Genomic DNA, 24,636 nt, shown 5'->3' with positions numbered 1-24,636 from the left:
TAAGAATAGAATGATTGACCTAACACAATACCTTAGATTAGAGATAGAGGTACCAACCACAGGACTACCTAACCTAGTTCAAAACCCAAATGGAGAACTTGGTACATGGGGATGGGAGTCACCTGTCTCCGGCTCGATCATGTACACCGGCACCAGTGCAGGTCTGCCAACGATCTCCTACAGGCATGCTCCGTCAGCAATTGCCGGGTACTTCACAACAGAGTTCATGCCATTGGCGGCAGGTAAATATGTGGCTGCACGAGTTGACATTACCAACATCACCGCTGGTCACAGAATCAAACTACGTCCAGTGTTCTACAACTCTAGTAAGACACTGATCAGTAGTGGGGCTCAGACCAACGGATTCACGACCGGTAGCGGACAGTACCTATTGCCACCCGCCTTAGCACCAGCAGGAACGGCATATGTCAGACTCCGAGCAGACATTTACAGGATGGCTGGTCCGACTGACACTCCCCTAACACCCAACGCCAACTGTTTCGTTGATCTGAGAAACGTGATGGTCACATGGGCCAACACATCAGGTGCAATCAGCACGGTCAAAACCAACCTGATTCCTAACCCATCGGTTGAATTAGATACAGCGACATGGACCACGATGGGTGCACCCCTAGGACTGGCAGTAGGTGCCTACTCAGGGACCTACTGCCTATCAATGGCCGGTAGTTGGGGAAACGTAGGTTTCTATACCCAAGTCCCTATCAGTGGAGGTAAGGACTACACATTCAGCACCTACCTAAGACAGAGCACAGGCGCTAGTGCGGGTCAGTTGTACCTACGTTGGTTCACATCGACCAACACCCAAATTAGTACGAAGATCGTCAATATCAACACCAATTCAACTTGGACACGATTCTCTGCCACAGCCACAGCACCATCAAATGCCACAAGCGTGTGGGTCATGTACTACACCGCTGCTGTCACAAGCGCTGCAACGTACTACGCAGACGCCATGATGCTAGAAGAGGGAACCACGCCAAGTACCTACTTCGATGGTTCCAAGTCATCAACAGCGCAGAAGGTCTACGGATGGTCAGGTACACCCCATGCCAGTGCATCAACAGAATCAAGCACTGACTTTGCCTATGTCGAGCCTGTGCAGTGGCAAAACATCTTAGGGCCAACCTCAGAGATCCAGATTAGCCGCAAGGAACTAGACGTAGGGCTACTGACTGCAACGCTGCATGACGCTCTCCTAGACCCAGCAGTCGCCAACTCTGTAGTGAAGCCGGGTAGACGAATGAGAGTCATGGCACTTGCCCCTGTCAGTGATGCAAACCAAGGCATCACAGCAGGAAACTGGTACTCAATCTATACCGGCAAGATCACCAAGGGACTATCTGAATACAACCCACCTAAGGGCGTAGAAGTCACCATCAGCGCCAGTGACAATGTGAAGTCTCTAGCAGAACAGATGGAGTCAAGTTCAGTTGCCAACGCAGCAGACCTGGCCTACACCCTTGAAGGAAAAGGAGTCCCATGGAACATCAACGGGTCCGGTAACCAAATCTCAAGTGCGTCAGTAGTCGCCTACAACGCCAACGCCTCAATGCTTGACCAGATTTCCCTAACCAGGGACACGACTCTGGCCAAGGCATGGGTAGACAGAAATGGAGTCTTGCAATTCAGAACCGCTTGGAATCCAACACCACGCATCAACTTCTATGACGATGATCCTCGCATCGCTTCTGACCCTGCCCACTACCTGTCATGGTCTGACGCACCAACCACCTACGACACTGACGATTGCATCAACTCTGTCACTGTCAAATGGCTGAGATACAACGTCGGTACCAACCAGACAACAGAGATCTCCTATGGGCCATATGAGGATTCTGCCGCCATCGCAGCATCCAACAACACCGTGTACTCAAAGGAGTTCAAGATCTGTGGTAGCCCATCAAATGAGGACTCTGCATGGATCAAGACCAACTTTGCTGATCCGGTGCTGGCAGCCAACGCAACGCCGGTACGAAAGGTAAGAAGCCTCACCTACCCAGTTAAGCAAGAAGAGCACATGCTCTCTGCCATCGCCAATGATCTCTACTCAAATGTCTACCTCAGATTCAAGGTCACAGGCACAGACACCATTGCATCTAATCACCAGATCACGGGATTAGAGCACACCATCACAGCCAAGGGATGGAATGTCTCCTACACCTTTGCTGATACCGGCTCAGTGGCAGCACCGGTGTTCATCCCATCACCACCATTCCAAGGTGTAGGTGTGGCACCGGGGGTATGGCAGAACTACACGCCATCAATCGTCAACATGACCGGATCAGTTCAACGTAGTCGATGGATGAGAGTTGGCAACACCATCACCTATCAGTTCAGGATTTACGTCACAGGCGGTGCAGGTTCAACAGCAGCCATCACGGTGCCGGTACCAGTGTCAAACACCTACTATGCATTTGAGAACATCTTTGGCGAGCACATCGGTGAAGTCACAATCCTGAACAACTCAACGGGTTACATTTCCTCAGGACATGCTTACACACTCGGACACAGCGGAATGATCATCTTCAGGCCACGTGACAACAGTATTGAGTGGCCCGGATCATCCCTGATTGGTGCCTACGTTCAGGGCTACGTCATCTACGAGGCAGCGTGAGACTTCTCCTAAGAAGCACAGGGACCGGTATCGAAAGATGCCGGTCTTTGTGTATCTCCCCTAAGTCATGTGTGTTCGCTTTAGGAACGTTGTCAATTTATACTGAACTAGCAACGTCGCAAGCGTTGAATAACCAATAGAAATGAGTTGTCATGATTGAAGCAATGCACAAAATGTAAGGAAAGTAAGTCCCTTGATGCTTTCGGATGGAGGCCAGGGAAGCGTACGCAACGCAGTTGGTGCAAGGTGTGCGAGAACCAGAATGCAGCGGACTGGCGCAAGAGAGATAGGAAGGCGAACCCAGGGAAGTACCGAGCAAGAGACAAGGCACAGAATTTGGCGCTGTACGGACTGAGCCTAGAGCAGTACCAAGCCATGTGGAGTCGGCAAAACGGCATGTGCCTGACGTGCGGCGAAACTCTTCGTTCGGGCATCGGCGGAGCCGCTGTAGACCACGATCACTTGACAGGAGCCGTCCGGGGCATCCTCTGTGCTTCCTGCAACAGAGCACTCGGCTACGCGAGAGATAGCCCAGCGATTCTCCGAAGACTTGCCGACTATCTAGAGAAGTGTGCTACAAATACCGCAGCCTGAACATCAATCCTTAAGGAGTAGGACGTGGCTCAGAAGGTAGTTACCCAGATGGTGAGTGACCTGTCAGGAGATGAGTACGCAGACGGCAAGGGAGAGACCATTGTGTTCTCCTACCGGGGCAAGGACTACTCCATCGACCTGACCAGCAAGGAAGCGGCAGGGTTCGACAAGGCTGTAGCCATGTACGTGGAGCACGCCACCAAGGTCACTGGCACTCCCGGTCGGCGCAAGGCTGCCAAGCCGTCTGGTCCCTCCGCTGCCGATGTGAGGCAGTGGGGTAAGGAGAACGGGTTCGACCTCCCCGACAGGGGTCGGGTGCCCGCTGAGGTCCGCGAGGCGTACGACGCAGCGCACTAGTAGCACCAGAGACCAACACCCTCCCTAGAACAAGTAGGGAGGGTGTTGGCATGTCCAAGGGTACTTGGCCCGGTACACTCCCTTAACACAAGGCTTGTGCGAAGCCAAGCCCCATAGCCCGCAGAAGCGGGCCACACTGAATTACAGATATCTGGGTGAAGTGTCGTGGATATCTGAGGAAACAACTAAATCTGCACTATTTTCTCCGGTGTTACAGGAACCGAAATTCAAGTCATTAATGCCAGTTATCGGCGATCAATCGACGGGTTGAGTTCAGTGAGCTTGCACGCCGATCTGGCGGATCGTGTCATACGCGAGGCAGGACCGCAGGGGCATCCTCGGCATGGTTCGAGGCGCGCGCGAGGCAACCGTCACGTTCTCCGGTGGAATCGGATCTTGCCGGTGGGGAGGTAGGTCGTGTCGTAGGTGGGGTCGTGGATGAGGGTGTGGTGCCAGGGGCAGAGGGATGCGCTGTCGGTGAGGGTGGTGTGGCCGCCGTCGGTCCATCTGGTCTGGTGGTGGGCGTGGAGTCCGGTGGTGCGGTCGCAGCCTTCGGCGCGGCAGCCGCGGTCGCGGAGGAACATGGCGATGCGTTGGTGCTCGGTGTGGTAGCGGCTCCGTCTGCCGAGGTCGAGGGGGACGCTGTTGCTGCCGAGGACGGCGGGGGTGATTGAGGCCTCGCAGGCGAGCCGGCGGGCCATGCCGGGGCTGATCTGGTCGCCGGTGTCGAGGATCCCGGCCTTCTCCAGCCGGCCCGTGAGGGTGTCCTCGTCGATGACCACCACGACGGTGGCGTTCACGCCGCCGGTTTGCGGCAGTCGGTCGACCGGGTAGCGCTCGATCAGCTCGCACAACGCCCGGCCGAGTGCCTCGGGTCCGGGGCGGCGTTCGATGCCGGGGCCCTGGGTGGCCGCCAGGTGCTTGGGGGCGGCCAGGGCCATGAGCATCTTCCGTAGCGCTGCGGCGTGGTAGGTCGGCAGCACGAACCGGCCGCGGGTGGTGCCGTCGCCGTCGTCGACCATCGTCAGCGAGCAGGCCCGCAGCGCGGCCGCCTCCTGCCGTTGCAGGATCTGGGCTTCGTGGGCGTCGGCCTCGCCGGGGGCGATGACCTCCCACAGCCGCCGACCCAGCCGACCGAGCGCCTTCGCGTCGTGATGACGCGCCTCGGCCAGCAGATGCGCCTCCGCCCTCGCCCGGGTCTCAACCCCGAGGTCGGCCGGGAGCCGGTCGACCCACCGGACCACCACCCGCGCCCGCTCGACGTCGATGTCCCCGGCCGCGAGCGCCTCCCGCGTCAGGGAGTGCTGTTCGAGGTCGTGGCCGAGCCGCACCGCGCCGTACGCCGCCGCATGCGTGGTCTTCGTCTGATGGGCCAGCCAGTTCGCCGCCGACGACGCACCCACCTCTTCGCCGACGTGGATGGTGTCGGCGTGCGCCGCGACCCGGGCCTTCAGTTCGACGATCCGGGCCTCGGCCCGCTCCAACTCGATGAGCGTCTGACCTGCCTCGGTGGCATCCATCGACCACACCGACACACCGGCGACCGCGTCGAGCTCGGCGTGGACATGCGCGGTCGCGACACTGACCCGGTGCCGGGGTGTCGCGATCGCTGTCATGGCATCTACTCAAACACCCGCCACCGACACTCAAGGGCCGAACTCCCCTTATTCCACAGGGTTCTGGGTCACGAACAGATCACGATCCTGGCCCCTCATCCACACCCGGAACGGGTGTCGATGAACGTTCGGTCGGGCCGGAGGTCACCGTCGCTCCCCCGGGCACTCTGATACGGCGAGTTGCGTCAGACTCGGTGAGACGCCAGGAGCGTCGCCGTCTCAATCATCCTGACGCACCGCAGATCAGCACTCCGCCGATACGTCCTGTTCGAGGAGACGAGACGGCTACCCTGGGTGCGGATGACGTCGACATTCCTGCCGCTGCACACCGAGCGCCTGATCCTCCGGCCGCACGACACCGACGATGCCGACGCGCTGCTGGGTATCTACTCCCGCCCCGAGGTCGCCAGGTTTCTCCTGGATGAGCCGTGGACGGTGGAGGCCGCGCGGGACAAGACCGCCGAACGCGTTCGGAAGGCCGACCTGGACGGCGACACCGGCGCGCTCGCCCTCGTGATCGAGCATGCCGGAGCGGTGATCGGTGACGTGTCGCTGAAGCTCACCGACCGGGAACGCCGCGTGGCCGAGGTCGGGTGGGTGCTCGATCCGGACCATGGCGGCCGAGGCTTCGCGACCGAGGCGGTGCGGGCCGTGCTCGACCTGGCGTTCGACCACTACGGGCTGCATCGCGTCGCCGCGCAGATGGACGGCCGCAACGCCGCCTCGGCCAGGCTCGCACGCAACGCCGGCATGCGCCACGAGGCGCACCTGCGGCAGGACTGGTGGAGCAAGGGCGAGTGGACGGACACCATCATCTACGGTCGGCTCGCCGCCGACCGTGACCAGTAGGCACTGGTTCGGGGCGGGCGCTCAGCGCCTGGTCTGGTACCTGGTCAGAAGCAGGCCGTCGGGAAACGTCCGGGTCTCCACCAGGTCCAGGTTCACCCAGTTGTCGAGCGCGGTGAAGAACGGCGTGCCGCCGCCCACCAGGACGGGCGCGGTGACCAGCACGTACTCGTCGATCAGCCCGGCGCGCATCGCCGCCGCGGCGAGGGTGGCGCCGGCGATGTCCATCGGTCCGCCGTCCTCGGCCTTGAGTCGGGTGATCTCGGGGACCGCGTCGCCGGTGCACAGGCGGGTGTTCCAGTCGACCGTGCCGACCGTCGAGGAGAACAGCACCTTGGGCATGTCCCGCCAGCGCCGTGCGTACTCGACCTCCGCCGGTGTGACTCCGGGCTGCTGGTCGGCCGTCGGCCAGTGGGAGCTCATGGCCTCCCACAGTCTGCGTCCGTACAGCGACAGTTCCGTCGCAGCCACCCGGTCGGACCACCACTGGAACAGCTCGTCGCTCGGCACGCTCCAGCCGAGGTCGCCGCCGGGCCCGGCGATGTAGCCGTCCAGGCTCACGTTCATTCCGAAGGTCAGTTTTCGCACGGCGTCAGCCTCCCGTGAGTCGGTGTTCGGCGTACAGACCGACGCGGCACGGAAGAGTCATCGGTCAGACCGCGGCGAGGAACGCCTGCACCCGCTGCATCAGCAGCGCGGCTGCCACCGCGTCGTACCCGTCGAGCGAGGAGTCGGCGAAGAGATGCTGGTCGCCGGGGTACAGGAACAGCTCGGCCTCCGCCGCGGAGTCGGCGAGCGCGCGTGCGGCCGGCAGGTCCTCGTCGAAGAACTCGTCGCCCTCCTTGCCGTGGATCTGCACCGGCACTCCCCCCGGCCAGGCCTCGCCGAACTCCGTGACGGGGAGGCACGAGTAGATGAGCAGCGCCCCGCGTGCACCGGGCCGGGTCTGCGCGAGTCGCTGGGCGATCGTCACGCCGAAGGAGAATCCGGCGTAGACGAGCGCGGGACCGAGGTCGTCGGCCGCGGCCGCCCCACGCTCGCGGATCGCGTCGAACCCCGTCTCACGCGCGAATCCGAAGCCCTCTTCGATGCTGTCGAACGTCCGACCGCCGAACAGGTCGGGCGTGTGCACGGTGTGCCCCGCCTGTCGGAGCTCATCGGCGAACGCCCGCACGCCGTCGGTCAGGCCCTGGATGTGGTGGTAGAGCAGCACCTCGGCCATGTCACTCCTATCCCCCGCTCATTGATCGAGAATATTGGAACATTCGGTGACGCTAGTCTGTTCTGTCGTGCCACACAACCTCCCGGACTACGAGCTCGCCGATCGGATGGCGCTCACCACCGCCGCCCAGGTGCGAGCCATCGGCCATCCGCTCCGTACGACGATCCTGCAGCTCCTGCACGAGCGGGCGGCGACCGTGAGCGAGCTGGCGGCCGCGGTCGAGCGGCCGAAGAGCACCGTGGCGCACCACGTGAACGTGCTCACCCGCAACGGTCTGCTCCAGGTCGTGCACACGCGGAAGGTGCGGGCCATCGAGGAGCGCTTCTACGGACGCACTGCGCGCATGTTCTACGTGGCCGCGGAGCCGTCAGGGGACGGCGGCGACGACCTGCCGCGCGACTTCAACGACTTCGAGGTGGCCGCGCGCGAGTCCGCGACGGCGTTCGAGCACGGCAAGCTCTGGGGCTTCATCCGGCATGCGCGCATCTCGGAGGGTCAGGCCTCCGAGTTCTGGGACCGGATGGCCGAGCTCGTCGCCGAGTTCGACCGGATGCCGAGGTCCGGCGACTCCGTGTACGGGTTCGCGATCGGCATCTACCCCACCGAGCACCCGACGCTGCCGACGAGGGCCTTGACCTCCGGGTCGGAGGCGAACGCCTGACGGGCCCGGTGCAGGCGCACGCGTGCGGTGCCCGGTCGGACGTCCAGCGCGACCGCGAGCTCCGCGGGCGTCAGGCACTCCCAGACGACCAGCCGGAGCACCTCGCGCTCCCCCGGCGACAGCCGGTCCATGGCCCGAGCGATCACGGCGGCCCGACCGGTGCCGGGCGGCCCGTCGGCCGCTGTTCCCGAGCCGTCCGGCCGGGCTGCGAGCTCGTCGACGACGGCACCCTCCCGGCGCCTCCTGCGCGCGTCGGCCTTCAGCAGGTTGTGTGCGACCCGGAACAGCCAGGCACGGCGCAGCATCGGGGCGGGCAGGTCGGCACGGCGGCGCCAGGCCACGGCGTACACCTCGGCCACCAGGTCCTCCGCGTCGCCGGTCGTTCGGCGCCGTAGGAACCCGAACACGTCGCGGGCGGTGTCGCGATAGAGCTCCTCGAACTCCGCGGCGGTGATGTCTCGCCCCACGTCAGCGCTCCGCGAACCGGACCATGGCGTCGGCTCGGGGGATGCCCGGCACCAGCTCGGGGCGGCAGTAGCCGTTGTTCTCGGCCAGGATGTCCGCGACCGCGTCGATGCTCCGCCCGTCGACGGCCTCGCCGAGCGCGGCCAGGTAGTAGAACTGGCTCTCGTCGCGGTAGCGGAACGTCCGGACCTCGCCGTCCTCGCCCTCCTCCTCGCCGGACTCCATCCGGCTGTACGGCGCGGGGTCGAGGTCGACCACGGCCGGCCAGGTCGGTGCCGCCTGGATGGTCTCGATGGCCTCGGTCCGCGCGGCCTCGTCGCCGGACCGCGTGGCGGCGGCCCACTCGCTCGACCAGGCACACAGGGCCTGATCGGCCAGCCAGGCACGCAGCGCCCCGGTCGAGACGTACTGCTCCCCCGGCCCGGCGAAGCGCACGTCGTGGAGCTGGTGCCGGATCGCGATCGCACGGAACCCCTCGGTGGGGAACGGGATGTCCGCCGACTCCTCCGCGACGACCTCGCCGTAGTCGGGAGCGCCGACGTCGAGGCTCTCCCCCGGCCCGCCCAGGCGGAGGTCCTCCGCGTCCACCGGCCCCTTGCCCGTCCGGGCGGAGAAGTGATCGGCGGTCGCGACGGCCGTGCCGCCGAGTACCCCGGCCGCGAGCACCCCGGCCGCGAGCAGGCGCAGCCCTCGGCGCTTCCTCGGCTCCTCCGTCATGGTCACGTGGACCCGGTGCCACACCCGGTCGATGTCGATGTCCACGGCCTCGGGCGCGGCAGGCGCGGCCTCCGCGACCAGTCGGTCGTGGTCGTCGGTCGAGGGCGTCGTGCGCATGGGTGCTCCGCTCGGTTGAGGTGGGTGCTCTCACCTCTTCCATGCCGAGGCGTTACCAGGTCGGCCGGTTCCTCGGCGGACCCGCGTCACTTGGAGCGGAATCGCGCTCGAAGGACCACGAGGCCTCGCCATCGATCAGGTACACCAGATGGTGCTCCCTGGTGATGCGGCGAGACCGCGCATCGGCGAAGATGTGCGTCAACGGATCCAACAGATGTCGGACCCGTGGGTACCAAATGTGTTGGGTCACACATAGGATGGGGTTCGTGGACCAAGGACAGAGGCTGCTGTCGATCCGGCGGGAATGGCCAGGAGAGCTCGCCGTGATCACCGATCTCGGGCCGCGCTCGGCGATCCCGGACGAGTCGGACCAGGCCGCGCTCGCCACCGCGAGCGGCGACATCATCGCGGCGGCGCTCCGGCACGAGCGCGACGGCACCGCGGTCGCCGAAGTGTGGCAGGGGCCGGCGCCCGACGACCTGACGTGCGCCTATGCCTGCCAGTTCCACACGGCCGGCGGCGCGGTCATCCTCGGCGACGCACACTACGAGGAGCAGGCCGTCGCCCGGATCGGCGCCGGCACCCACCGGCTGCGGATCCTCACGAACGAGACCGAGCGGCCCGGTCTGGTCGCCTTCGAGTTCACCCCGCAGCCGCGAGGCGTGCTGCCGCTCGTCCCGTGCCGGTCGCGGGGCGTGCGCGACCGGGCCACCCTCCGCAGCCGGGTCTGCGGTCCCTGAGCCGGCGCCCTTCCTCCGGGGAGTCGACTCCCCTAGCGTGGCCGCCGTGGCCCACCCGCTGATGTTCGACGACGACGATCCCGTGCTCGGACGCCTCCGGGCGATCACGCTGGCGCTGCCGGACGCCGCGGAGAAGGTCTCCCACGGCACTCCGGCGTTCTACACGACCAAGGTGTTCGCCTACTACGGCGGCAGCGAGAAGATCGGCGACGGCCACGAGCGGCACGGCGCCTCGGTGCTGGTGCTGGCCGACCCGGTCGAGCGGCCGGCCCTGCTCGACGACCCGCGCTGCTTCCACCCGATGTACCTCGGGGTCTCCGGCTGGGTCGGACTCGACCTCGACGACCGGACCGACTGGCGGGAGGTGGCCGAACTGGTCGAGACGTCGTACCGCCGGACCGCCGGGGTACGCCGGGTCAGGCTGCTCGACCAGGCCCGCTGAGCGCGGTCGCGCTCAGCCGCCGACGTACGCCGCCAGGTGCTCGCCCGTCAGCGTCCTCCGCTTCGCGCCGACGAGGTCCGCCGGCGTGCCCTCGAAGACGACCGTGCCGCCGTCGTGACCGGCGCCCGGGCCGAGGTCGATGATCCAGTCGGCGTGTGCCATCACCGCCTGATGATGCTCGATGACGATCACCGACTTGCCGCTGTCGACCAGCCGGTCGACCATGCCGAGCAGGTTCTCGACGTCGGCGAGGTGCAGGCCGGTCGTCGGCTCGTCGAGCACGTAGGTCCCACCCTTCTCCCCCAGGTGCGTCGCGAGCTTGAGCCGCTGCCGCTCGCCGCCCGAGAGCGTCGTCAGCGGCTGGCCGATCTTGAGGTAGCCCAGGCCGACGTCGGCGAGCCGCATCAGGACCTTGTGCGCGGCCGCCAGTTTGCCGGCGCCGTCGGCGAAGAACGCCTCGGCCTCGGCCACCGACATCGTGAGCACCTCGTCGATGTCCTTGCCGCCGAAGCGGTACTCCAGCACCGAGGCGTCGAAGCGCTTGCCCTCGCACACCTCGCAGGTCGTGGCGGTGCCGGCCATCATCCCGAGGTCGCTGTAGATCACCCCGGCGCCGTTGCAGTTGGGGCAGGCGCCGTCGGAGTTGGCGCTGAACAGGCCCGGCTTCACGCCGTTCTCCTTGGCGAAGGCCTTGCGGATCGGATCGAGCAGGCCGGTGTACGTCGCGGGGTTGCTGCGCCGCGAGCCCCGGATCGCGCTCTGGTCGACGGTCACGACGCCCTCGCGCGGCGACACCGAGCCGTTGATCAGCGAGCTCTTGCCCGAGCCGGCCACGCCGGTCACCACCACCAGCACCCCGAGCGGGATGTCGACGTCGACGTTCCGCAGGTTGTGGGTGGACGCTCCGCGGATCTCGATGGCCCCAGTCGCGGTGCGCACCGACTCCTTGAGCGTGGCCCGGTCGTCGAGGTGTCGGCCCGTGACCGTGTCGCTCCCCCGCAGCCCGTCGACGGTGCCCTCGAAGCAGATCGTGCCGCCGTCGGAGCCCGCGCCCGGGCCGAGGTCGACGACGTGGTCGGCGATCGTGATCGTCTCCGGCTTGTGCTCGACGACGAGCACGGTGTTCCCCTTGTCACGCAGCTGGAGCAGCAGCTGGTTCATCCGCTGGATGTCGTGCGGGTGCAGGCCGATCGTCGGTTCGTCGAAGACGTAGGTGACGTCGGTGAGCGAGGAGCCGAGGTGGCGGATCATCTTGGTGCGCTGGGCCTCGCCGCCCGACAGGGTCCCCGCGGGCCGCTCGAGCGAGAGGTAGCCGAGGCCGATCTCGACGAACGAGTCGAGGGTCTCCCCCAGCGCGTCCACGAGCGGCTTCACCGACGGCTCGTCGAGCTCGTGCACCCAGGTGGCGAGGTCGCTGATCTGCATCGCGCACAGGTCGGCGATGCTCTTGCCCCGGATCTTGGAGGCCCGCGCATGCTCGGCGAGCCGGGTGCCGTCGCACTCCGGGCAGGTGGTGAACGTGATCGCCCGCTCCACGAACGCCCGGATGTGCGGCTGCATCGAGTCGACGTCCTTGGACAGCATCGACTTCTGGATGGTCGGGATCAGGCCGCTGTAGGTCAGGTTGATGCCCTCGACCTTGATCTTGGTGGGCTCCTTGTACAGGAGGTCGGCCAGCTCCCGCTTGGTGTACTTCTTGATCGGCTTGTCGGGGTCGAAGAAGCCGGAGCCGCGGAAGATCCGGCCGTACCAGCCCTCCATGCTGTAGCCGGGGATCGTGATCGCGCCCTCGTTGAGCGACTTCTCCTCGTCGTACAGCGCCGTCAGGTCGAAGTCGTTGACCGAGCCGCGGCCCTCGCAGCGCGGGCACATGCCGCCGGTGATGCTGAAGCTGCGGCGCTCCTTCACCTCGCGCCCGGCCTTCGTGACGGTGACCGCGCCGGCGCCGCTGATCGACGCCACGTTGAAGGAGTAGGCCTGCGGCGAGCCGATGTGCGGGTCGCCGAGCCGGCTGAAGAGGATCCGGAGCATCGCGTTCGCATCGGTCGCGGTGCCGACGGTCGAGCGCGGGTCGGTGCCCATCCGCTCCTGGTCGACGATGATCGCCGTGGTGAGCCCGTCGAGGACGTCGACGTCGGGCCGCGCGAGCGTCGGCATGAACCCCTGCACGAAGGCGCTGTAGGTCTCGTTGATCAGCCGCTGCGACTCGGCCGCGACCGTGCCGAAGACGAGCGAGCTCTTGCCCGAGCCGGAGACCCCGGTGAACGCCGTGAGCCGGCGCTTCGGGATCTCGACGCTCACGTCCTTGAGGTTGTTGACCCGGGCTCCGGTGACGCGGATCAGGTCGTGGCTGTCGGCTGCGTGAGACGGCATGCGGGGATTCTCTCCTGTCGTACGACGGCGGTCGATCGATCGGACCCGGGCTCGCTCCGGAATCCATCGGTCCGGTGGGCCGGGCCCGGTACTTCGGGCTCAGTCCTCCGGCAGGGCGGCGAAGTCCTTCTTGGTCTGCCGGTACCAGCCGAGGCCCTTGACGGGGCGCTTCCAGCGTCCGCGCATGTCGTCGTTGGCGGGCACGTGGGCCTGGTCGCCGGCGGCGACCATCGCCTTGAGGTGCTCGTCCTGCTGGTGGATGACGTCATCGGCGGTCTCGCCCTGGAACGCCTGGTCGCAGGGTCCGCCCAGCTGCTGGCAGCTCATGGTCTTCACGGTCAGGACCCCATCTGCTGGATGCGGACCATGTTGCCGGCGGGGTCGCGGACCGCACAGTCGCGCATCCCCCAGGGCTGGTCGGTCGGCTCCTGGACGACCTCGACGTCGCTGGCCTGCAGCTGGTCGAAGGTCGAGTCGAGGTCGGGCGTCGCGAGCATGATGCTGGCGTAGGTGCCCTTGGCCATCATCTCGGCGATGACCTTGCGCTCCTCGTCGGTGGTGCCCGGGTCGGCCCCCGGCGGGTGGAGCACGATGTTGACGCCCGGCTGCTGTGGCGGGCCCACGGTGAGCCAGCGCATGCCCTCGTAGCCGACGTCGTTGCGGAGCTCGAAGCCGAGCGTGTCGCGGTAGAACCCCAGGGCGGCGTCCGGGTCGTCCTGCGGAAGGAAGGTGGTGTGAATGCTGATGTCCATGACCACGACCTTAGGAGCGGCCGGCGAGGGGCGCTTCTCGATTCCTGACCGGATTGCGCACCGGCCGGGTGACCTTCTTGGACTCGCACGACGGCACGCCGGCCATCTCCTGCCGGGACCGCACCTTGTAGTCGCTGGGCGACATGCCGACCAGCTCGGAGAAGCGGGTGCTGAAGGTGCCGAGCGACTGGCAGCCGACCGCGAAGCAGACGTCGGTGACGCTCAGGTCCCCGCGGCGCAGCAGCGCCATCGCCCGCTCGATGCGGCGCGTCATCAGGTAGGAGTACGGCGACTCGCCGTACGCCGCCTTGAACCGGCGGCTGAGGTGGCCCGCCGACATGTTGACCCCGCGGGCGAGCGCCTCGACGTCGAGCGGCTGGGCGTACTCCCGGTCCATCCGGTCGCGCACCCGGCGCAGCAGCGCCAGGTCGCGCAGCCGCTGGGACTCGGCGGCGTCGCGACTGCTCACGCCCGCGATCCTACGGGTCCGCGCCGACAGCGGGCCGACAGTGGGAGCGGGCCGAGGCCGCGAAAGGCTCCCCTGGCGGGACGTCTCGGCGTCGGGGGCAATAGGCTGCGCACCATGGCGACTCCCGAGCGACGTACCGCACCCGGCACCCCGGCTGTTCCCGCCGCGGCGCCTGCCGCCTCCGGCCCGGTGCCGGTGATGGCGCCCTTCGGCTGGCTGCTGATCCTCTCCGCCGGCATCGGCCTGATCATGGCGACCTGGCTCCTCTACGGCACCGAGTACGACGGCATGTGGGCCGGCTACCGCGACGGCATCATCGGCACCGTCGTGGTGCTCTGCGCGATGGCGCTGAACACCACGCTGCCCAAGAAGCCCTTCCTGGGGCTGCTCGGCCTCTGCGGCATCCTGCTGATCCTGTTCGCGGTGTTCCTCGAGAACGAGACCGCGGTCTTCGTCGCCGAGCTGGCCTCCGGCATCGTGCTGCTGGTCGGCACCGGCCTGTACGCCTCCGGTCGCCGCGACTGACGTCTCGGTAGCCGCCACCCATCGCTCGTCCGGTCGTCAGGGCCGGACGAGCACCTTGATCGCGCGGCGCTCGTCCATCGCGCGGTAGCCCTCGGCGACGTCGTCGAGCGGCACCGTCAGGTCGAAGACGAGCCCGGGGTCGATGCCGCCGGCGAGCACCCGCTCGAGCAGCTCGGGGAGGTACCGACGGGTCGGCGCGACGCCGCCCGCCAGGCCGACGTTGCGGCCGAACATCCGGCGCACCGGCAGCTCCACCCCGTGCGGCACGCCCACGAAGCCGACCGTCGCGCCGGGCCGGGCGACCCGGAACGCCGTCTGCATCGCCTGGTCGGTGCCGACGCACTCGAGCACCGCGTCGGCACCGACGCCGCCGGTGATCTCCATGACCGCGGCCGTCGCGGCCCGGTCGCGCTCGGCGACGATGTGCGTAGCGCCGAAGGCCGTGGCGATCCGCTGCCGCGGCTCGTGACGAGACATCGCGATGATCGTCTCGGCCCCGAGGAGGGCGGCGGAGAGCACGCCGAACAGCCCGACCGCGCCGTCGCCGACGACGACCGCCGTACCTCCGTCGCGGACGCCGGCGGACGTCGCCGCGTGGTAGCCGGTCGGGAACACGTCGGCCAGCGTCAGCAGCGCCGGGATCAGCGCCTCGTCGGGCATGCCGTCGGTCGCGACCAGGCTGCCGTCGGCCTGGCTCACGCGGGCGTACTCGGCCTGACCGGTCTCCGTGGCGCCCGGGTTGACGCAGGCGCTCTGGACGCCGTTGCGGCAGTGCACGCAGGTGTTGTCGCAGTGGTTGAACGGCACGATCACGAAGTCGCCGGGCCGGATCGACGACACGTCGGCGCCGACCTCCTCGACCACCCCCACGCACTCGTGGCCGATGGTCTCGCCGGGCGTGATGTCGTTCTCGCCGCGGTAGGGCCACAGGTCCGAGCCGCAGATGCAGCCGGCGACCACGCGCACGATCGCGTCGGTCGGCTCCTGGATCGTCGGGTCCGGTACGTCGGTGACGCGGATGTCTCGGGTACCGTGGATCGTCGTCGCGCGCATGCCGCCCATCCTGTCAGGCCCGTGCGACACCCCGGGCCGCCTCCGATTTGCGTCGTTATCTCATATGTGAGTTACCGTGATCGGCATGACCGAGGGCTACAAGAACCGCATCGGCAACCTCATCCGCGACGCCCGCAAGCACCGCGGGCTCACCCAGCACCAGCTCGCCGACCTGCTCGGGACCAGCCAGTCGGCGGTGAACCGGATCGAGAAGGGGCACCAGAACCTCTCATTGGAGATGCTGGCCCGGATCGGCGCCGCTCTCGACTCCGAGATCGTCGCCGTCGGCGCCGGCCCGACCCACCTGCGCGTGACCGGCCCGACCACGCTCTCCGGGGAGATCGACGTCAAGACCTCGAAGAACGCCGGCGTCGCGCTGCTCTGCGCGGCCCTGCTCAACCGGGGCCGGACCACGCTGCGCAAGGTCGCCCGGATCGAGGAGGTCAACCGCCTCCTCGAGGTGCTGAGCAGCCTCGGCGTGCAGTGCCGCTGGCTCAACGCGGACAACGACCTCGAGATCGTCCCGCCGCGTGAGCTGGACCTCGAGCACATCGACGCGGCGGCCGCACGGCGTACCCGCTCGATCATCATGTTCCTCGGCCCGCTGCTGCACCGCGTCGAGACGTTCGAGCTGCCGTACGCCGGTGGCTGCGACCTCGGCACCCGCACCGTCGAGCCGCACATGTCGGCGCTGCGCCCCTTCGGCCTCGAGGTGAAGGCCACCGAGGGCCACTACCACGCCTCGGTCAACCGGGCGATCGAGCCGGACCGCCCGATCGTGCTCACCGAGCGCGGCGACACGGTCACCGAGAACGCCCTGATGGCGGCCGCCCTGCACCCCGGCACCACCGTGATCCGCAACGCGTCGTCGAACTACATGGTCCAGGACCTGTGCTTCTACCTGCAGCGGCTCGGCGTGGCCGTGGAGGGCATCGGCACGACGACGCTCACCGTCACCGGACGCAGCGAGATCGACGTCGACGTCGACTACGCGCCGAGCGAGGACCCGATCGAGGCGATGTCGCTGCTCGCGGCGGCGATCGTGACGAAGTCGGAGATCACCATCCGGCGGGTGCCGATCGAGTTCATGGAGATCGAGCTCGCGGTGCTCGAGGAGATGGGCCTGAAGTACGACTCCTCCGCCGAGTACGTCGCGCTCAACGGGCACACCCGCCTCGTCGACATCACCACGAAGCCCTCCGAGCTGCACGCCCCGCTCGACAAGATCCACCCGATGCCGTTCCCCGGCCTCAACATCGACAACCTGCCCTTCTTCGCGGTGATCGCCGCCGTCGCCCAGGGGCAGACGCTGCTGCACGACTGGGTCTACGAGAACCGCGCGATCTACCTGACCGACCTGAACAAGCTCGGTGCGCGGGTCAAGCTGCTCGACCCGCACCGGGTGATGATCGAGGGGCCCACCGGTTTCAGCGGCACCGAGCTGGTCTGCCCGCCGGCCCTGCGCCCGGCCGTGGTGATCCTGCTGGCCATGCTCGCGTCGAAGGGCACCTCGGTGCTGCGGTCGACGTACGTCATCCACCGCGGCTACGAGGACCTCGCCGAGCGGCTCAACCAGCTCGGCGCCAACATCGAGCCCTTCCGGGACATTTGAGCGCGCCGACGCCGAGCTTGCGAGGCGTCGGAAACCCGCGCCAGGTCGAGGAGCCCCGCGGCTGAGGAACGAAGCCGCGACGGGCGTCTCGAGACCTCAGTCGTGGTCTCGAAACCTAGCCGGTCGGCCCGGGTCGAGTCGGCGGTCGGTGGTTTCGAGACGGTTGCTAGCGCAACCTCCTCAACCACCGTGCTGCGGGCGTTTCGGGACCGCGACCTATCGGCCGGATCGAGACGGTTGCTAGCGCAACCTCCTCAACCACCGTGCTGTGGGCGTTTCGGGACCGCGACCTGTCGGCCGGATCGAGTCGGTTGCTAGCGCAACCTCCTCAACCACCGTGCCGCGGCTCAGTCGAAGAGAGTCTCCACCCAGGCGCGGGCGTGCGGCCGGCCGGCGGGCGGGGCGGTCATGTCCTCGGTGATCCGCGGCATGGGCGCGGTGTGCTGCCCGGCGTGCCGGTGCCAGTCGCCCTCGGCCTCGATCAGGGCGCCGAGGTCGGCGCGGGCGAGGAAGACCCCGTGCCCGTCGGGGCACGAAGCGATCTCGCCCTCCCCGTGGGCCGCGCCGAGCGAGCGCGTGACCATCTCGGAGCCACAGCGAGGACAGGTCAAGGTCTCCATGGTCCGACGCTACCGCTCGGCCGGGCACCCGGCTCGGATGCACGCCGCTGCATGGATACTTCATCCGTGACCGCCCCGCGCACCGGCTACGCCTACCTCGACGCCGTGCTCGACCACCCGGGCGGCGTCCTGGCCTTCGCGCACCGCGGCGGTGCCTACCATCCCGAGGTCGAGGGCCTGGAGAACACGCTGGCCGCCTTCCGGCACGCCGCCGGCCTCGGCTACCACTACCTCGAGACCGACGTGCACGTGACGCGGGACGGCGTGCTGCTCGCGTTCCACGACAGCGTCCTCGACCGGGTCACCGACCACCGCGGCGAGATCGGTGCGCTGAGCCACGCCGAGGTGCGTGGCGCGCTGGTCGGCGGCCGCGAGTCGGTGCCGTCCCTTGCCGAGCTCTTCGACGCCTTCCCCGACGCCCGGTTCAACATCGACCTCAAGTCCGACGGCGCGGTCCCGGCGCTGGCGGAGTTCATCGCGGCCCGCGACGCGTGGGACCGGGTGCTGGTCGGCTCCTTCTCGCGCCGTCGTACGGCGCGGTTCCGGCGGCTCACCCACGGTCGGGTGCCGACCTGCGCGACGCCCGCCGAGATCGCGGCGTTCCGGCTGCTGCCCGCCCGGCTGGCGGGCCTGCTCGCCCGCAACGCCGCGGCCCTGCAGATCCCGCATCGACGCGGGCGGCTCGTGGTCGCGACCGCGGGGCTGGTGCGCCGGGCGCACGCAGCCGGTCGGCACGTGCACGTCTGGACCATCGACACCGCCGACGAGATGCGGGTGCTGCTGGACCGGGGCGTCGACGGTCTCTTCACCGACCGCACCGACATACTCAAGGCGGTCCTCGTCGAGCGGGGTCAGTGGAGGGAGTAGTGATGACCGCAGCCGGCCTCGATCCACGGAGCAGGGCTCGGGAGCAGCGGGCGTGGTACTGGTACGACTGGGCCAACAGTGCCTACGTCACGACCACGGCGGCGGTGCTGTTCGCGCCGTACCTCACCTCGGTCGCCGAGAAGGCCGCCTGCGGGTTCGTGACCGACGAGGACGCCGGCGAGAAGTGCACGACCGACCTCCACGTTCTGGGGCTCAGCCTCTCGGCCGGGTCGCTGGTCTTCTACATCGTCACGGTCGCCACGATCATCTCCGCGGTGGTGCTGCCGATCGTCGGCGCGGTCGCCGACCGCAGCTCGAGCAAGCCTCGGCTGCTCGGCGGCTTCGCGTGGGCGGGCAGCCTGATGGCGGCGCTGATGTTCCTGGTGGCGGGCAGCAACTGGCAGCTGGGCGCGCTGCTGCTCCTGCTGGCCACGCTGTGCCTCGGCGCGAGCCTGGTCGTCTACGACGCGATCCTGGTCGAGATCGCCGAGCCCGACGAGCGCGACAAGGTCTCCTCCAAGGGCTGGGCGCTCGGGTACCTCGGCGGCGGGCTGCTGCTCGCGCTCAACTTCGTGCTGCTCAGTGTGATGAGCGACAACACCGAGCTGGCGGTGCGGATCAGCCTGCTCTCCGCCGGCGTCTGGTGGGCCGTCTTCACGATCATCCCGGTGCGCGGCATCCGGTCGCGGCCACCCGTCGACCCGGTGCGCGTGCCGGGCGACGGTCGAGCCGGCCTGCTGCAGGCGAGCTTCGGGCAGCTCTGGCACACCCTGAAGGACCTGCGCGGCTACCCCGTCACGCTCACGTTCCTGCTCGCCTACCTCTTCTACAACGACGGGATCCAGACGGTCATCTACGCCGCGTCGGTGTACGGCGAGAAGCAGCTGGGCTTCGAGAAGAGCACCGTGCTGATGGCCTTCCTCGTCGTGCAGTTCGTCGGCATCGCGGGCGCGCTCGGCTTCGGCCGGGTCGCGGCCCGGGTCGGGGCCTACCGGGTGATCCTGGGCGGCCTGTTCATCTGGCTGCTCGTGGTGGTCGCCGGCTGGCTGACCCCCGCGGACAACCTCGTGCTGTTCCTGCTGCTCGCGATGGCGATCGGCGTGGTCCTGGGCGGCACGCAGGCGCTCTCCCGGTCCTTCTACAGCCAGCTGATCCCCCGCGGCCGCGAGGCGGAGTACTTCTCGCTCTACCAGGCCTGCGAGCGCGGCACGAGCTGGATCGGCACGCTGATCTTCGGTCTGGTCCACCAGTGGACCGACTCGTACCGGCCGGCACTGCTCGCCCTGATGGTGCTGTTCGTGCTGGGCATCGCGCTGCTGGTCCGGGTCGACCCGCGTCGCGGCATCCGGGAGGCCGGCAACGAGCTCCCCCAGGTGGTCTGACAGCCACCCGGGCCGGCGTACTCCGGACTTTGCTGAGAAGTCCCTGTGATGACGCGCACGCGCGTCGATTCCCGGAATCTTGCCCCGCCCTCTACCGTTGAACGGGTTGAGGTGCCGACGAGCGGGGTACACGATTCCCCGAGACCCCGCGTCATACGTGGGACACTCGTCCGTCTCGGACAGGCAAATTTCGGGGGACAAGATTCGGGAGGTGGCTCATGGCGGAGCGCACTCTGCGTGGAGCGCGGCTCGGGGGCCAGAGTTTCGAGGATGAGCGCGGCATCGAGTTCGCGGCTCGTCAGCAGGTCGGCTACCGGTGCCCGCAGGGGCACGAGTTCGAGATCACGATGTCGGTCGAGGCCGACGTGCCGGCCGTGTGGGAGTGCCCGCGCTGCGGCGCCGAGGCGCTCAGCGTCGCCGGCATCCAGCCCGAGGCGAAGGTCGAGAAGCCGGCCCGCACCCACTGGGACATGCTGCTGGAGCGGCGCTCGGAGAAGGAGCTCGAGGACATCCTCAAGGAGCGACTCGAGCTCCTGCGCGGTGGTGAGATCGGCCCCGCGCACCTGCACCGCGCGAACAAGAAGCGTCGGGTCTCCTGACGCCGACGACGAGTGACCGGGTCGCCGGTCACTCGTCGTCGATGACCTCGCCCCGGACGACGGGCCCCGAGCCGGGCCCGGGTCCGGGGCCTTGTCGTCCCGGTCCCCCTGCGCCGCCCTGGGGTCCGCTCGGCGGCCGTACGTCGATGCTCCCGATCGTCAGCCGGCGGGCGACCGCCGCCGCGAGCAGGCGCCGGAACAGCGGCCGGGTGAAGGGCAGGATCAGCAGGATCCCGAACGCGTCGGTGACGAATCCGGGCGCCAGCAGCAGGGTGCCGCCGAGCAGGATCAGGGCCCCGTCCGCGATCTCCGTGGCCGGCATCCGCCCGCCGTCGATCGCCTCGCGCAGCGCCCGCCAGGCCCGGCCGCCCTCGTGCTTGATCAGCCAGGTGCCCAGGAGTGCGTCGAGCACCAGGAGCAGGATCGTCCAGCCGGCGCCGATCACCTGGCCGACCTGGACCAGTACGTAGATCTCGACCAGCGGGACCAGCACGAAGGCGACGAAGAGCACGCCCTGGACCAGCCGGCGGCGCCGGTTCATCGGGTGACCCTCCGGCGTACCTGGGCGAGCCGCTCGCACGCGCCCCAGGCGGTGATCCGCCGCAGCGACTCGGCGGCGACCGCGCCGCTCATCTTGGAGTCGCCGCGGATCCGCTCGACGAACTCGATCGGGACCTCGCGGACGGTCAGCCCGGCGTTGAGGGTCCGGGCGACCATGTCGGTCTGGAAGACGTAGCCGGTCGACTGCACCGAGCCCAGGTCGATCTTCTCGAGCGTCGTGCGACGGAACAGTCGATAGCCGGCGGTCGCGTCCCGCACGGGCACGCCGAGCAGCAGCCGCACATAGAGGTTGCCGCCACGCGAGAGCAGCTCGCGCCGCAGCGGCCAGTTGACCACCGCTCCCCCGGGCACCCAGCGGGACCCGATGACCAGGTCGGCGTCCCGCAGCGCTTCGAGCAGTCGGTCCAGCTGCTCGGGCTGGTGGGACCCGTCGGCGTCCATCTCGCCGATCACGTCGTAGCCGGCCTCGAGCGCGACCCGGAAGCCGTGCAGGTACGCCGCGCCGAGGCCCTCCTTGGCGGTGCGGTGGACGACCCGGACCGCCTCGTCGGCGGCGGCCAGCTCGTCGGCGATCGCGCCGGTGCCGTCGGGCGAGCCGTCGTCGACGACCAGCACGTCGATCGCCGGGTGCGCGGCGCGCAGCCGCCCGACGATCCACGGCAGGTTCTCGGCCTCGTTGTAGGTCGGGATCACCATGACCACACGGCCCAGGCCGTCGATCTCGTCTCTCGGGGTGGGGGTCACCGGTGTCGCCTGCTCACTCGCTCCTGCTCTCCTCGGCGCCGGCGACGCCGGTCGGCTGGGGTGCCGGCTCGACGTCTCGCCGAGCACGTGACCGACGATACGGGACCCAGGCGAACGCGAGGCCGACGACGGTGAGCGCGGCGAACAGGCGTCCGGACCACGGGCCGATCCGCACCGCGGGCGTCACCGAGGAGACCAGTCCGACCTGCTCGACGAGCGCGGCCTGGGTGCGCGGCTCGGCGCTCGTGACCACCGTGCCGTCGGGGGCGATCACCCCGGTGACGCCGTTCGTCGAGGCCACGACGAGCCAGCGTCCGGTCTCGATCGCCCGGAGCCGGGTGATCGCGAACTGCTGGTCGATCTGGTCGGTGTGGATGAAGGTCGCGTTGCTGGTCTGCACGGTCAGCATCTCGGCGCCCCGCGAGACCTGGGCGTAGATGCCGTCGTCGTACGCGACGTCGAAGCAGATCGAGTCCGCGACCTCGAAGCCCGCGATCCGCAACGGCTCCTCCCGGGTGCCGCTGAGCATGTCGCGGGGGATCTCGGCGAGCCGGCCGAACTGGCGGGTGAAGAACTTGCGGGCGGGGATGTACTCGCCGAAGGGCACCGGGTGCCGCTTCGTGTACCGGTCGCCCGCACCGGTGACAGGGTCCCACACGATCCCCTGGTTGAGCACGTGCTCGGGCCCGGCGTCGACGATGGCGCCGACGAGGATCGGTACGCCGATCGCGTCGCTCGCGGCCAGGATGCCCGCATTGGTCTGCCGGTCGCGGAACGGGTCGATCGCGGTGGAGTTCTCGGGCCAGACCACGAAGTCGGGTCGTGGCTCACGGCCGGCGGCGACGTCCTGCGCCAGCCGGGTCGTGACGTCGATCTGGTTCTGGGTGACCTGGCGGTAGTCGTAGAGGATGTCGTCGCCGGCGCCCGGCACGTCGCCCTGGATCGCCGCGACCGTCGCGGTGCCCGCACTGTCGCCCTGCCACGAGACCGCCATCGGCACCAGCGACGCGGCCACCAGGCCGGCCAGGGTGCCCGCCGCGATCCGGCGTTCCCGGCCGCGCGCGACCAGGAGCCAGGCGAGCAGCGTGCCGCTCAGGGCCAGCACGAAGCTGACGCCGACCGAGCCGATCCACGGCAGCGCGTCGGCGACGAAGGTGTCGGCGGTGGCGAAGGCCAGCCGGCCCCACGGCATCCCGCTGAACGGCCAGCCGCTGCGCCAGACCTCGATCGCGGTCCAGGCGGCCGCCGTCCACAGCGGCCACCAACGGTGCCGGGTGAGCACGGTGACCAGCGAGCCCAGCAGGGCGATGAAGAGGGCCTCCGCGGTGGCGAGGGCGAGCCAGGCGTCCGGGCCGACCGCGCGCATCCAGAACAGGTGCACCCACTGGAAGCCGATCCCGAAGGCGAGCGCGGGGATCCATCCGGTGCGCAGCCGCAGGCCGCGACAGCACAGCACGAAGGCGGCGATGCAGAAGGGGATCACCGTCGGGAGCGCCACGGGCTCGAAGGCGAGCGACAGCGCCACGCCACCGAGGGCGGCGACCAGGATCCGGGGCAGCACGACCCGACGATATCCAGCGACCTGCAATACCGCCGGGCCGGTTCACCGGAAGGATCCCGCGCCCTTCGGACCAACCCGAACCCGACCGGCTGCCGGGGTCGTGCTGTTGTCTAGGGGACGCGGGCCCCCTCCGCATCCGCTCTCGGGGCCGGCGGACCGACCTCCGCGAACAGGGTCGGAAGCGTGGGTGGCACGCCCACCCCCGACCCGGCCACTCGGACGCCGGTTCGCCGACCGCGATCTGCATGAACGGACCGCCGTCACAGTGGTGCGCGAACGGCTCCGTGTCAACCGCCCGATGACCTGCGCCGATGCGTGAATCCGCAGGTCAGACGCGCGCGTCACGAGACCAATTCCGGGCAAAATTTCCAGGCTTCATCGGCGTGTCGCGCGCGACGCGCCGATGGTGCGGCTCGGACGGCTCAGGTCGGGTCCGCCAGGCGCAGCGCCATCTGGGCGTACTCCGCCGCCAGCGCGTCGAGGTCGAGCTCGCCGCCGGGGGTCCACCAGCGGGCCACACCGCTGCACATCTCGAGCAGCGCGCGGCGTACGACGGCCGGGCGGCCGATCCGGAACTCGCCGGTCGCCACCCCGTCGTCGAGTGCCCGCTGCCAGATCCGCTCGTAGCGGTCGCGCAGCGCCACGATCTCGGCACGCGCCGCGGAGGCCAGCGCCCGCACCTCGTCGTCGACGACGCGGGTCCGCGCGGGGGCAGCAGCATGGGTGCGGACGTGCAGCTCCACCAGGGCGACCAGCCGCTCGCGCGGCGACGGGTGCGCGGCGACCGCTCGCTCCCCCGCCGCCAGCAGGTCCTCGAGGCTCGCCCGCATGATCGCCACGAGGAGGTCCTCCTTGGTGCCCATGTAGTGGTAGAGCGACGCCGACGAGAGTCCGGCGGCGTCCGCGAGCTGCCGGATGCCGGTGCCGTGGTAGCCGCGCTCGGCGAAGAGAGTGAGCGCGACCGACCGCAGCCGCTCCTCGGTGGAACCGGTGCCTGCTGCGGGCTCGGCTGGGGACTCGGTCGTGGGCCGTGCGGGCACTTGACCCCCTCTCGTACGAAGTCCTACCGTGCCGATGATGCCCTATCGATCGATCGATCGGTAGGG

At 68.2% G+C, this 24,636-nt stretch carries 27 protein-coding genes; 12 read left to right on the top strand and 15 right to left on the bottom strand.

Features of this window, described 5'->3' with window-relative positions:
• Positions 1-10: 10 nt before the first annotated feature.
• The 3 genes from FHU40_RS22915 (at position 11) to FHU40_RS22905 (ending at position 3,586) form a co-directional block, all read left to right on the top strand.
• Positions 11-2,635, top strand: coding sequence for a phage head spike fiber domain-containing protein (locus FHU40_RS22915; protein WP_425490211.1), 2,625 nt, complete (start codon positions 11-13; stop codon positions 2,633-2,635).
• Positions 2,636-2,881: 246 nt separating this feature from the next.
• On the top strand, positions 2,882-3,229 hold the full coding sequence (locus FHU40_RS29905) for an endonuclease VII domain-containing protein (RefSeq protein ID WP_183594748.1): 348 nt from the start codon (positions 2,882-2,884) through the stop codon (positions 3,227-3,229).
• A gap of 24 nt (positions 3,230-3,253) precedes the next feature.
• Positions 3,254-3,586, top strand: a complete 333-nt coding sequence (locus FHU40_RS22905) for an Lsr2 dimerization domain-containing protein (protein ID WP_183594747.1) — start codon at positions 3,254-3,256, stop codon at positions 3,584-3,586.
• A 371-nt stretch (positions 3,587-3,957) separates the two neighbouring features.
• Here FHU40_RS22905 and FHU40_RS22900 read toward each other — a convergent pair whose 3' ends face one another.
• Positions 3,958-5,202 carry an HNH endonuclease signature motif containing protein gene (locus tag FHU40_RS22900; protein WP_183594746.1) on the bottom strand — a complete coding sequence of 415 codons (1,245 nt, stop codon included), beginning with the start codon at positions 5,200-5,202 and terminating at the stop codon, positions 3,958-3,960.
• A 300-nt stretch (positions 5,203-5,502) separates the two neighbouring features.
• Here FHU40_RS22900 and FHU40_RS22895 point away from each other — a divergent pair, with 300 nt between their 5' ends.
• Positions 5,503-6,051: a GNAT family N-acetyltransferase gene (locus FHU40_RS22895; RefSeq protein ID WP_183594745.1), complete on the top strand. Its 549-nt coding sequence runs from the start codon at positions 5,503-5,505 to the stop codon at positions 6,049-6,051.
• A 21-nt stretch (positions 6,052-6,072) separates the two neighbouring features.
• Here the strand turns inward: FHU40_RS22895 and FHU40_RS22890 are convergent, their stop codons facing one another.
• Both FHU40_RS22890 and FHU40_RS22885 read right to left on the bottom strand, forming a co-directional pair.
• Positions 6,073-6,636, bottom strand: coding sequence for a dihydrofolate reductase family protein (locus FHU40_RS22890; protein WP_183594744.1), 564 nt, complete (start codon positions 6,634-6,636; stop codon positions 6,073-6,075).
• Between the two features lie 64 nt (positions 6,637-6,700).
• On the bottom strand, positions 6,701-7,270 hold the full coding sequence (locus tag FHU40_RS22885) for a dienelactone hydrolase family protein (RefSeq protein ID WP_183594743.1): 570 nt from the start codon (positions 7,268-7,270) through the stop codon (positions 6,701-6,703).
• A gap of 67 nt (positions 7,271-7,337) precedes the next feature.
• On the opposite strand from FHU40_RS22885, the gene FHU40_RS22880 reads away from it, so the two are divergent.
• Positions 7,338-7,931, top strand: a complete 594-nt coding sequence (locus FHU40_RS22880; RefSeq protein WP_343057997.1) for an ArsR/SmtB family transcription factor — start codon at positions 7,338-7,340, stop codon at positions 7,929-7,931.
• On the opposite strand, the gene FHU40_RS22875 is transcribed toward FHU40_RS22880, so the two are convergent.
• Positions 7,865-8,398 carry a sigma-70 family RNA polymerase sigma factor gene (locus FHU40_RS22875; protein WP_183594742.1) on the bottom strand — a complete coding sequence of 178 codons (534 nt, stop codon included), beginning with the start codon at positions 8,396-8,398 and terminating at the stop codon, positions 7,865-7,867. The genes FHU40_RS22880 and FHU40_RS22875 overlap by 67 nt on opposite strands.
• A gap of 1 nt (position 8,399) precedes the next feature.
• Positions 8,400-9,230 (bottom strand): hypothetical protein, encoded by an 831-nt coding sequence (locus FHU40_RS22870; RefSeq protein ID WP_183594741.1) that lies wholly within the window; start codon positions 9,228-9,230, stop codon positions 8,400-8,402.
• Between the two features lie 266 nt (positions 9,231-9,496).
• Between FHU40_RS22870 and FHU40_RS22865 the strand changes: the two genes are divergently transcribed.
• Positions 9,497-9,970: a hypothetical protein gene (locus FHU40_RS22865; protein ID WP_183594740.1), complete on the top strand. Its 474-nt coding sequence runs from the start codon at positions 9,497-9,499 to the stop codon at positions 9,968-9,970.
• A 46-nt stretch (positions 9,971-10,016) separates the two neighbouring features.
• On the top strand, positions 10,017-10,412 hold the full coding sequence (locus tag FHU40_RS22860; protein WP_215524141.1) for an MmcQ/YjbR family DNA-binding protein: 396 nt from the start codon (positions 10,017-10,019) through the stop codon (positions 10,410-10,412).
• A 12-nt stretch (positions 10,413-10,424) separates the two neighbouring features.
• Here FHU40_RS22860 and FHU40_RS22855 read toward each other — a convergent pair whose 3' ends face one another.
• From FHU40_RS22855 to FHU40_RS22840, 4 genes are all read right to left on the bottom strand, one after another.
• Complete coding sequence (locus tag FHU40_RS22855; protein ID WP_183594739.1) at positions 10,425-12,785, bottom strand: ATP-binding cassette domain-containing protein; 2,361 nt, start codon at positions 12,783-12,785, stop codon at positions 10,425-10,427.
• 99 nt (positions 12,786-12,884) lie between these two features.
• Positions 12,885-13,112 carry a hypothetical protein gene (locus FHU40_RS22850; RefSeq protein WP_221200110.1) on the bottom strand — a complete coding sequence of 76 codons (228 nt, stop codon included), beginning with the start codon at positions 13,110-13,112 and terminating at the stop codon, positions 12,885-12,887.
• 11 nt (positions 13,113-13,123) lie between these two features.
• Positions 13,124-13,537: a VOC family protein gene (locus tag FHU40_RS22845; protein WP_183594737.1), complete on the bottom strand. Its 414-nt coding sequence runs from the start codon at positions 13,535-13,537 to the stop codon at positions 13,124-13,126.
• Positions 13,538-13,547: 10 nt separating this feature from the next.
• A complete protein-coding gene (locus FHU40_RS22840; protein WP_183594736.1) occupies positions 13,548-14,006 on the bottom strand; it encodes a helix-turn-helix domain-containing protein in 459 nt (152 codons plus the stop codon).
• A 114-nt stretch (positions 14,007-14,120) separates the two neighbouring features.
• Here FHU40_RS22840 and FHU40_RS22835 point away from each other — a divergent pair, with 114 nt between their 5' ends.
• Positions 14,121-14,531 (top strand): hypothetical protein, encoded by a 411-nt coding sequence (locus FHU40_RS22835; protein ID WP_183594735.1) that lies wholly within the window; start codon positions 14,121-14,123, stop codon positions 14,529-14,531.
• Between the two features lie 36 nt (positions 14,532-14,567).
• On the opposite strand, the gene FHU40_RS22830 is transcribed toward FHU40_RS22835, so the two are convergent.
• On the bottom strand, positions 14,568-15,584 hold the full coding sequence (locus tag FHU40_RS22830) for a zinc-dependent alcohol dehydrogenase family protein (RefSeq protein ID WP_183594734.1): 1,017 nt from the start codon (positions 15,582-15,584) through the stop codon (positions 14,568-14,570).
• Positions 15,585-15,669: 85 nt separating this feature from the next.
• Here FHU40_RS22830 and FHU40_RS22825 point away from each other — a divergent pair, with 85 nt between their 5' ends.
• On the top strand, positions 15,670-17,196 hold the full coding sequence (locus FHU40_RS22825) for a helix-turn-helix domain-containing protein (protein ID WP_183594733.1): 1,527 nt from the start codon (positions 15,670-15,672) through the stop codon (positions 17,194-17,196).
• A gap of 347 nt (positions 17,197-17,543) precedes the next feature.
• Here FHU40_RS22825 and FHU40_RS22820 read toward each other — a convergent pair whose 3' ends face one another.
• A complete protein-coding gene (locus FHU40_RS22820; protein WP_183594732.1) occupies positions 17,544-17,816 on the bottom strand; it encodes a TFIIB-type zinc ribbon-containing protein in 273 nt (90 codons plus the stop codon).
• Positions 17,817-17,882: 66 nt separating this feature from the next.
• Here FHU40_RS22820 and FHU40_RS22815 point away from each other — a divergent pair, with 66 nt between their 5' ends.
• From FHU40_RS22815 to FHU40_RS22805, 3 genes are all read left to right on the top strand, one after another.
• Complete coding sequence (locus FHU40_RS22815; RefSeq protein ID WP_343057995.1) at positions 17,883-18,683, top strand: glycerophosphodiester phosphodiesterase family protein; 801 nt, start codon at positions 17,883-17,885, stop codon at positions 18,681-18,683.
• Between the two features lie 2 nt (positions 18,684-18,685).
• Positions 18,686-20,065: an MFS transporter gene (locus FHU40_RS22810; RefSeq protein WP_183594730.1), complete on the top strand. Its 1,380-nt coding sequence runs from the start codon at positions 18,686-18,688 to the stop codon at positions 20,063-20,065.
• 218 nt (positions 20,066-20,283) lie between these two features.
• Positions 20,284-20,664: an RNA polymerase-binding protein RbpA gene (locus FHU40_RS22805; RefSeq protein ID WP_183594729.1), complete on the top strand. Its 381-nt coding sequence runs from the start codon at positions 20,284-20,286 to the stop codon at positions 20,662-20,664.
• A gap of 28 nt (positions 20,665-20,692) precedes the next feature.
• Here the strand turns inward: FHU40_RS22805 and FHU40_RS22800 are convergent, their stop codons facing one another.
• From FHU40_RS22800 to FHU40_RS22785, 4 genes are all read right to left on the bottom strand, one after another.
• Positions 20,693-21,205, bottom strand: a complete 513-nt coding sequence (locus FHU40_RS22800) for an FxsA family protein (protein ID WP_183594728.1) — start codon at positions 21,203-21,205, stop codon at positions 20,693-20,695.
• Positions 21,202-21,969: a polyprenol monophosphomannose synthase gene (locus FHU40_RS22795; RefSeq protein WP_425490204.1), complete on the bottom strand. Its 768-nt coding sequence runs from the start codon at positions 21,967-21,969 to the stop codon at positions 21,202-21,204. The genes FHU40_RS22800 and FHU40_RS22795 overlap by 4 nt, the downstream gene beginning before the upstream one ends.
• Positions 21,970-21,982: 13 nt before the next feature.
• A complete protein-coding gene (lnt, locus tag FHU40_RS22790; protein ID WP_343057993.1) occupies positions 21,983-23,530 on the bottom strand; it encodes an apolipoprotein N-acyltransferase in 1,548 nt (515 codons plus the stop codon).
• 422 nt (positions 23,531-23,952) lie between these two features.
• Entirely contained in the window at positions 23,953-24,570 is a 618-nt protein-coding gene (locus FHU40_RS22785; RefSeq protein WP_183594727.1) for a TetR/AcrR family transcriptional regulator, read from the bottom strand.
• Positions 24,571-24,636: the final 66 nt, after the last annotated feature.

Source organism: Nocardioides soli, from assembly GCF_014191495.1.
Lineage (GTDB): Bacteria > Actinomycetota > Actinomycetes > Propionibacteriales > Nocardioidaceae > Nocardioides > Nocardioides soli.
Note: the sequence above shows the minus strand (reverse complement) of the source record. Positions and strands in the feature narration are given on the sequence as shown.

What these genes read in the sequence shown, in the direction of transcription:
- FHU40_RS22915 (WP_425490211.1), top strand. Translation starts at nt 11, where the DNA reads ATGATTGACCTAACACAATACCTTAGATTAGAGATAGAGGTACCAACC.
- FHU40_RS22900 (WP_183594746.1), bottom strand. Translation starts at nt 5,202, where the DNA reads ATGACAGCGATCGCGACACCCCGGCACCGGGTCAGTGTCGCGACCGCG.
- FHU40_RS22895 (WP_183594745.1), top strand. Translation starts at nt 5,503, where the DNA reads ATGACGTCGACATTCCTGCCGCTGCACACCGAGCGCCTGATCCTCCGG.
- FHU40_RS22885 (WP_183594743.1), bottom strand. Translation starts at nt 7,270, where the DNA reads ATGGCCGAGGTGCTGCTCTACCACCACATCCAGGGCCTGACCGACGGC.
- FHU40_RS22870 (WP_183594741.1), bottom strand. Translation starts at nt 9,230, where the DNA reads ATGCGCACGACGCCCTCGACCGACGACCACGACCGACTGGTCGCGGAG.
- FHU40_RS22855 (WP_183594739.1), bottom strand. Translation starts at nt 12,785, where the DNA reads ATGCCGTCTCACGCAGCCGACAGCCACGACCTGATCCGCGTCACCGGA.
- FHU40_RS22850 (WP_221200110.1), bottom strand. Translation starts at nt 13,112, where the DNA reads ATGAGCTGCCAGCAGCTGGGCGGACCCTGCGACCAGGCGTTCCAGGGC.
- FHU40_RS22845 (WP_183594737.1), bottom strand. Translation starts at nt 13,537, where the DNA reads ATGGACATCAGCATTCACACCACCTTCCTTCCGCAGGACGACCCGGAC.
- FHU40_RS22835 (WP_183594735.1), top strand. Translation starts at nt 14,121, where the DNA reads ATGGCGACTCCCGAGCGACGTACCGCACCCGGCACCCCGGCTGTTCCC.
- FHU40_RS22830 (WP_183594734.1), bottom strand. Translation starts at nt 15,584, where the DNA reads ATGCGCGCGACGACGATCCACGGTACCCGAGACATCCGCGTCACCGAC.
- FHU40_RS22825 (WP_183594733.1), top strand. Translation starts at nt 15,670, where the DNA reads ATGACCGAGGGCTACAAGAACCGCATCGGCAACCTCATCCGCGACGCC.
- FHU40_RS22820 (WP_183594732.1), bottom strand. Translation starts at nt 17,816, where the DNA reads ATGGAGACCTTGACCTGTCCTCGCTGTGGCTCCGAGATGGTCACGCGC.
- FHU40_RS22810 (WP_183594730.1), top strand. Translation starts at nt 18,686, where the DNA reads ATGACCGCAGCCGGCCTCGATCCACGGAGCAGGGCTCGGGAGCAGCGG.
- FHU40_RS22805 (WP_183594729.1), top strand. Translation starts at nt 20,284, where the DNA reads ATGGCGGAGCGCACTCTGCGTGGAGCGCGGCTCGGGGGCCAGAGTTTC.
- FHU40_RS22800 (WP_183594728.1), bottom strand. Translation starts at nt 21,205, where the DNA reads ATGAACCGGCGCCGCCGGCTGGTCCAGGGCGTGCTCTTCGTCGCCTTC.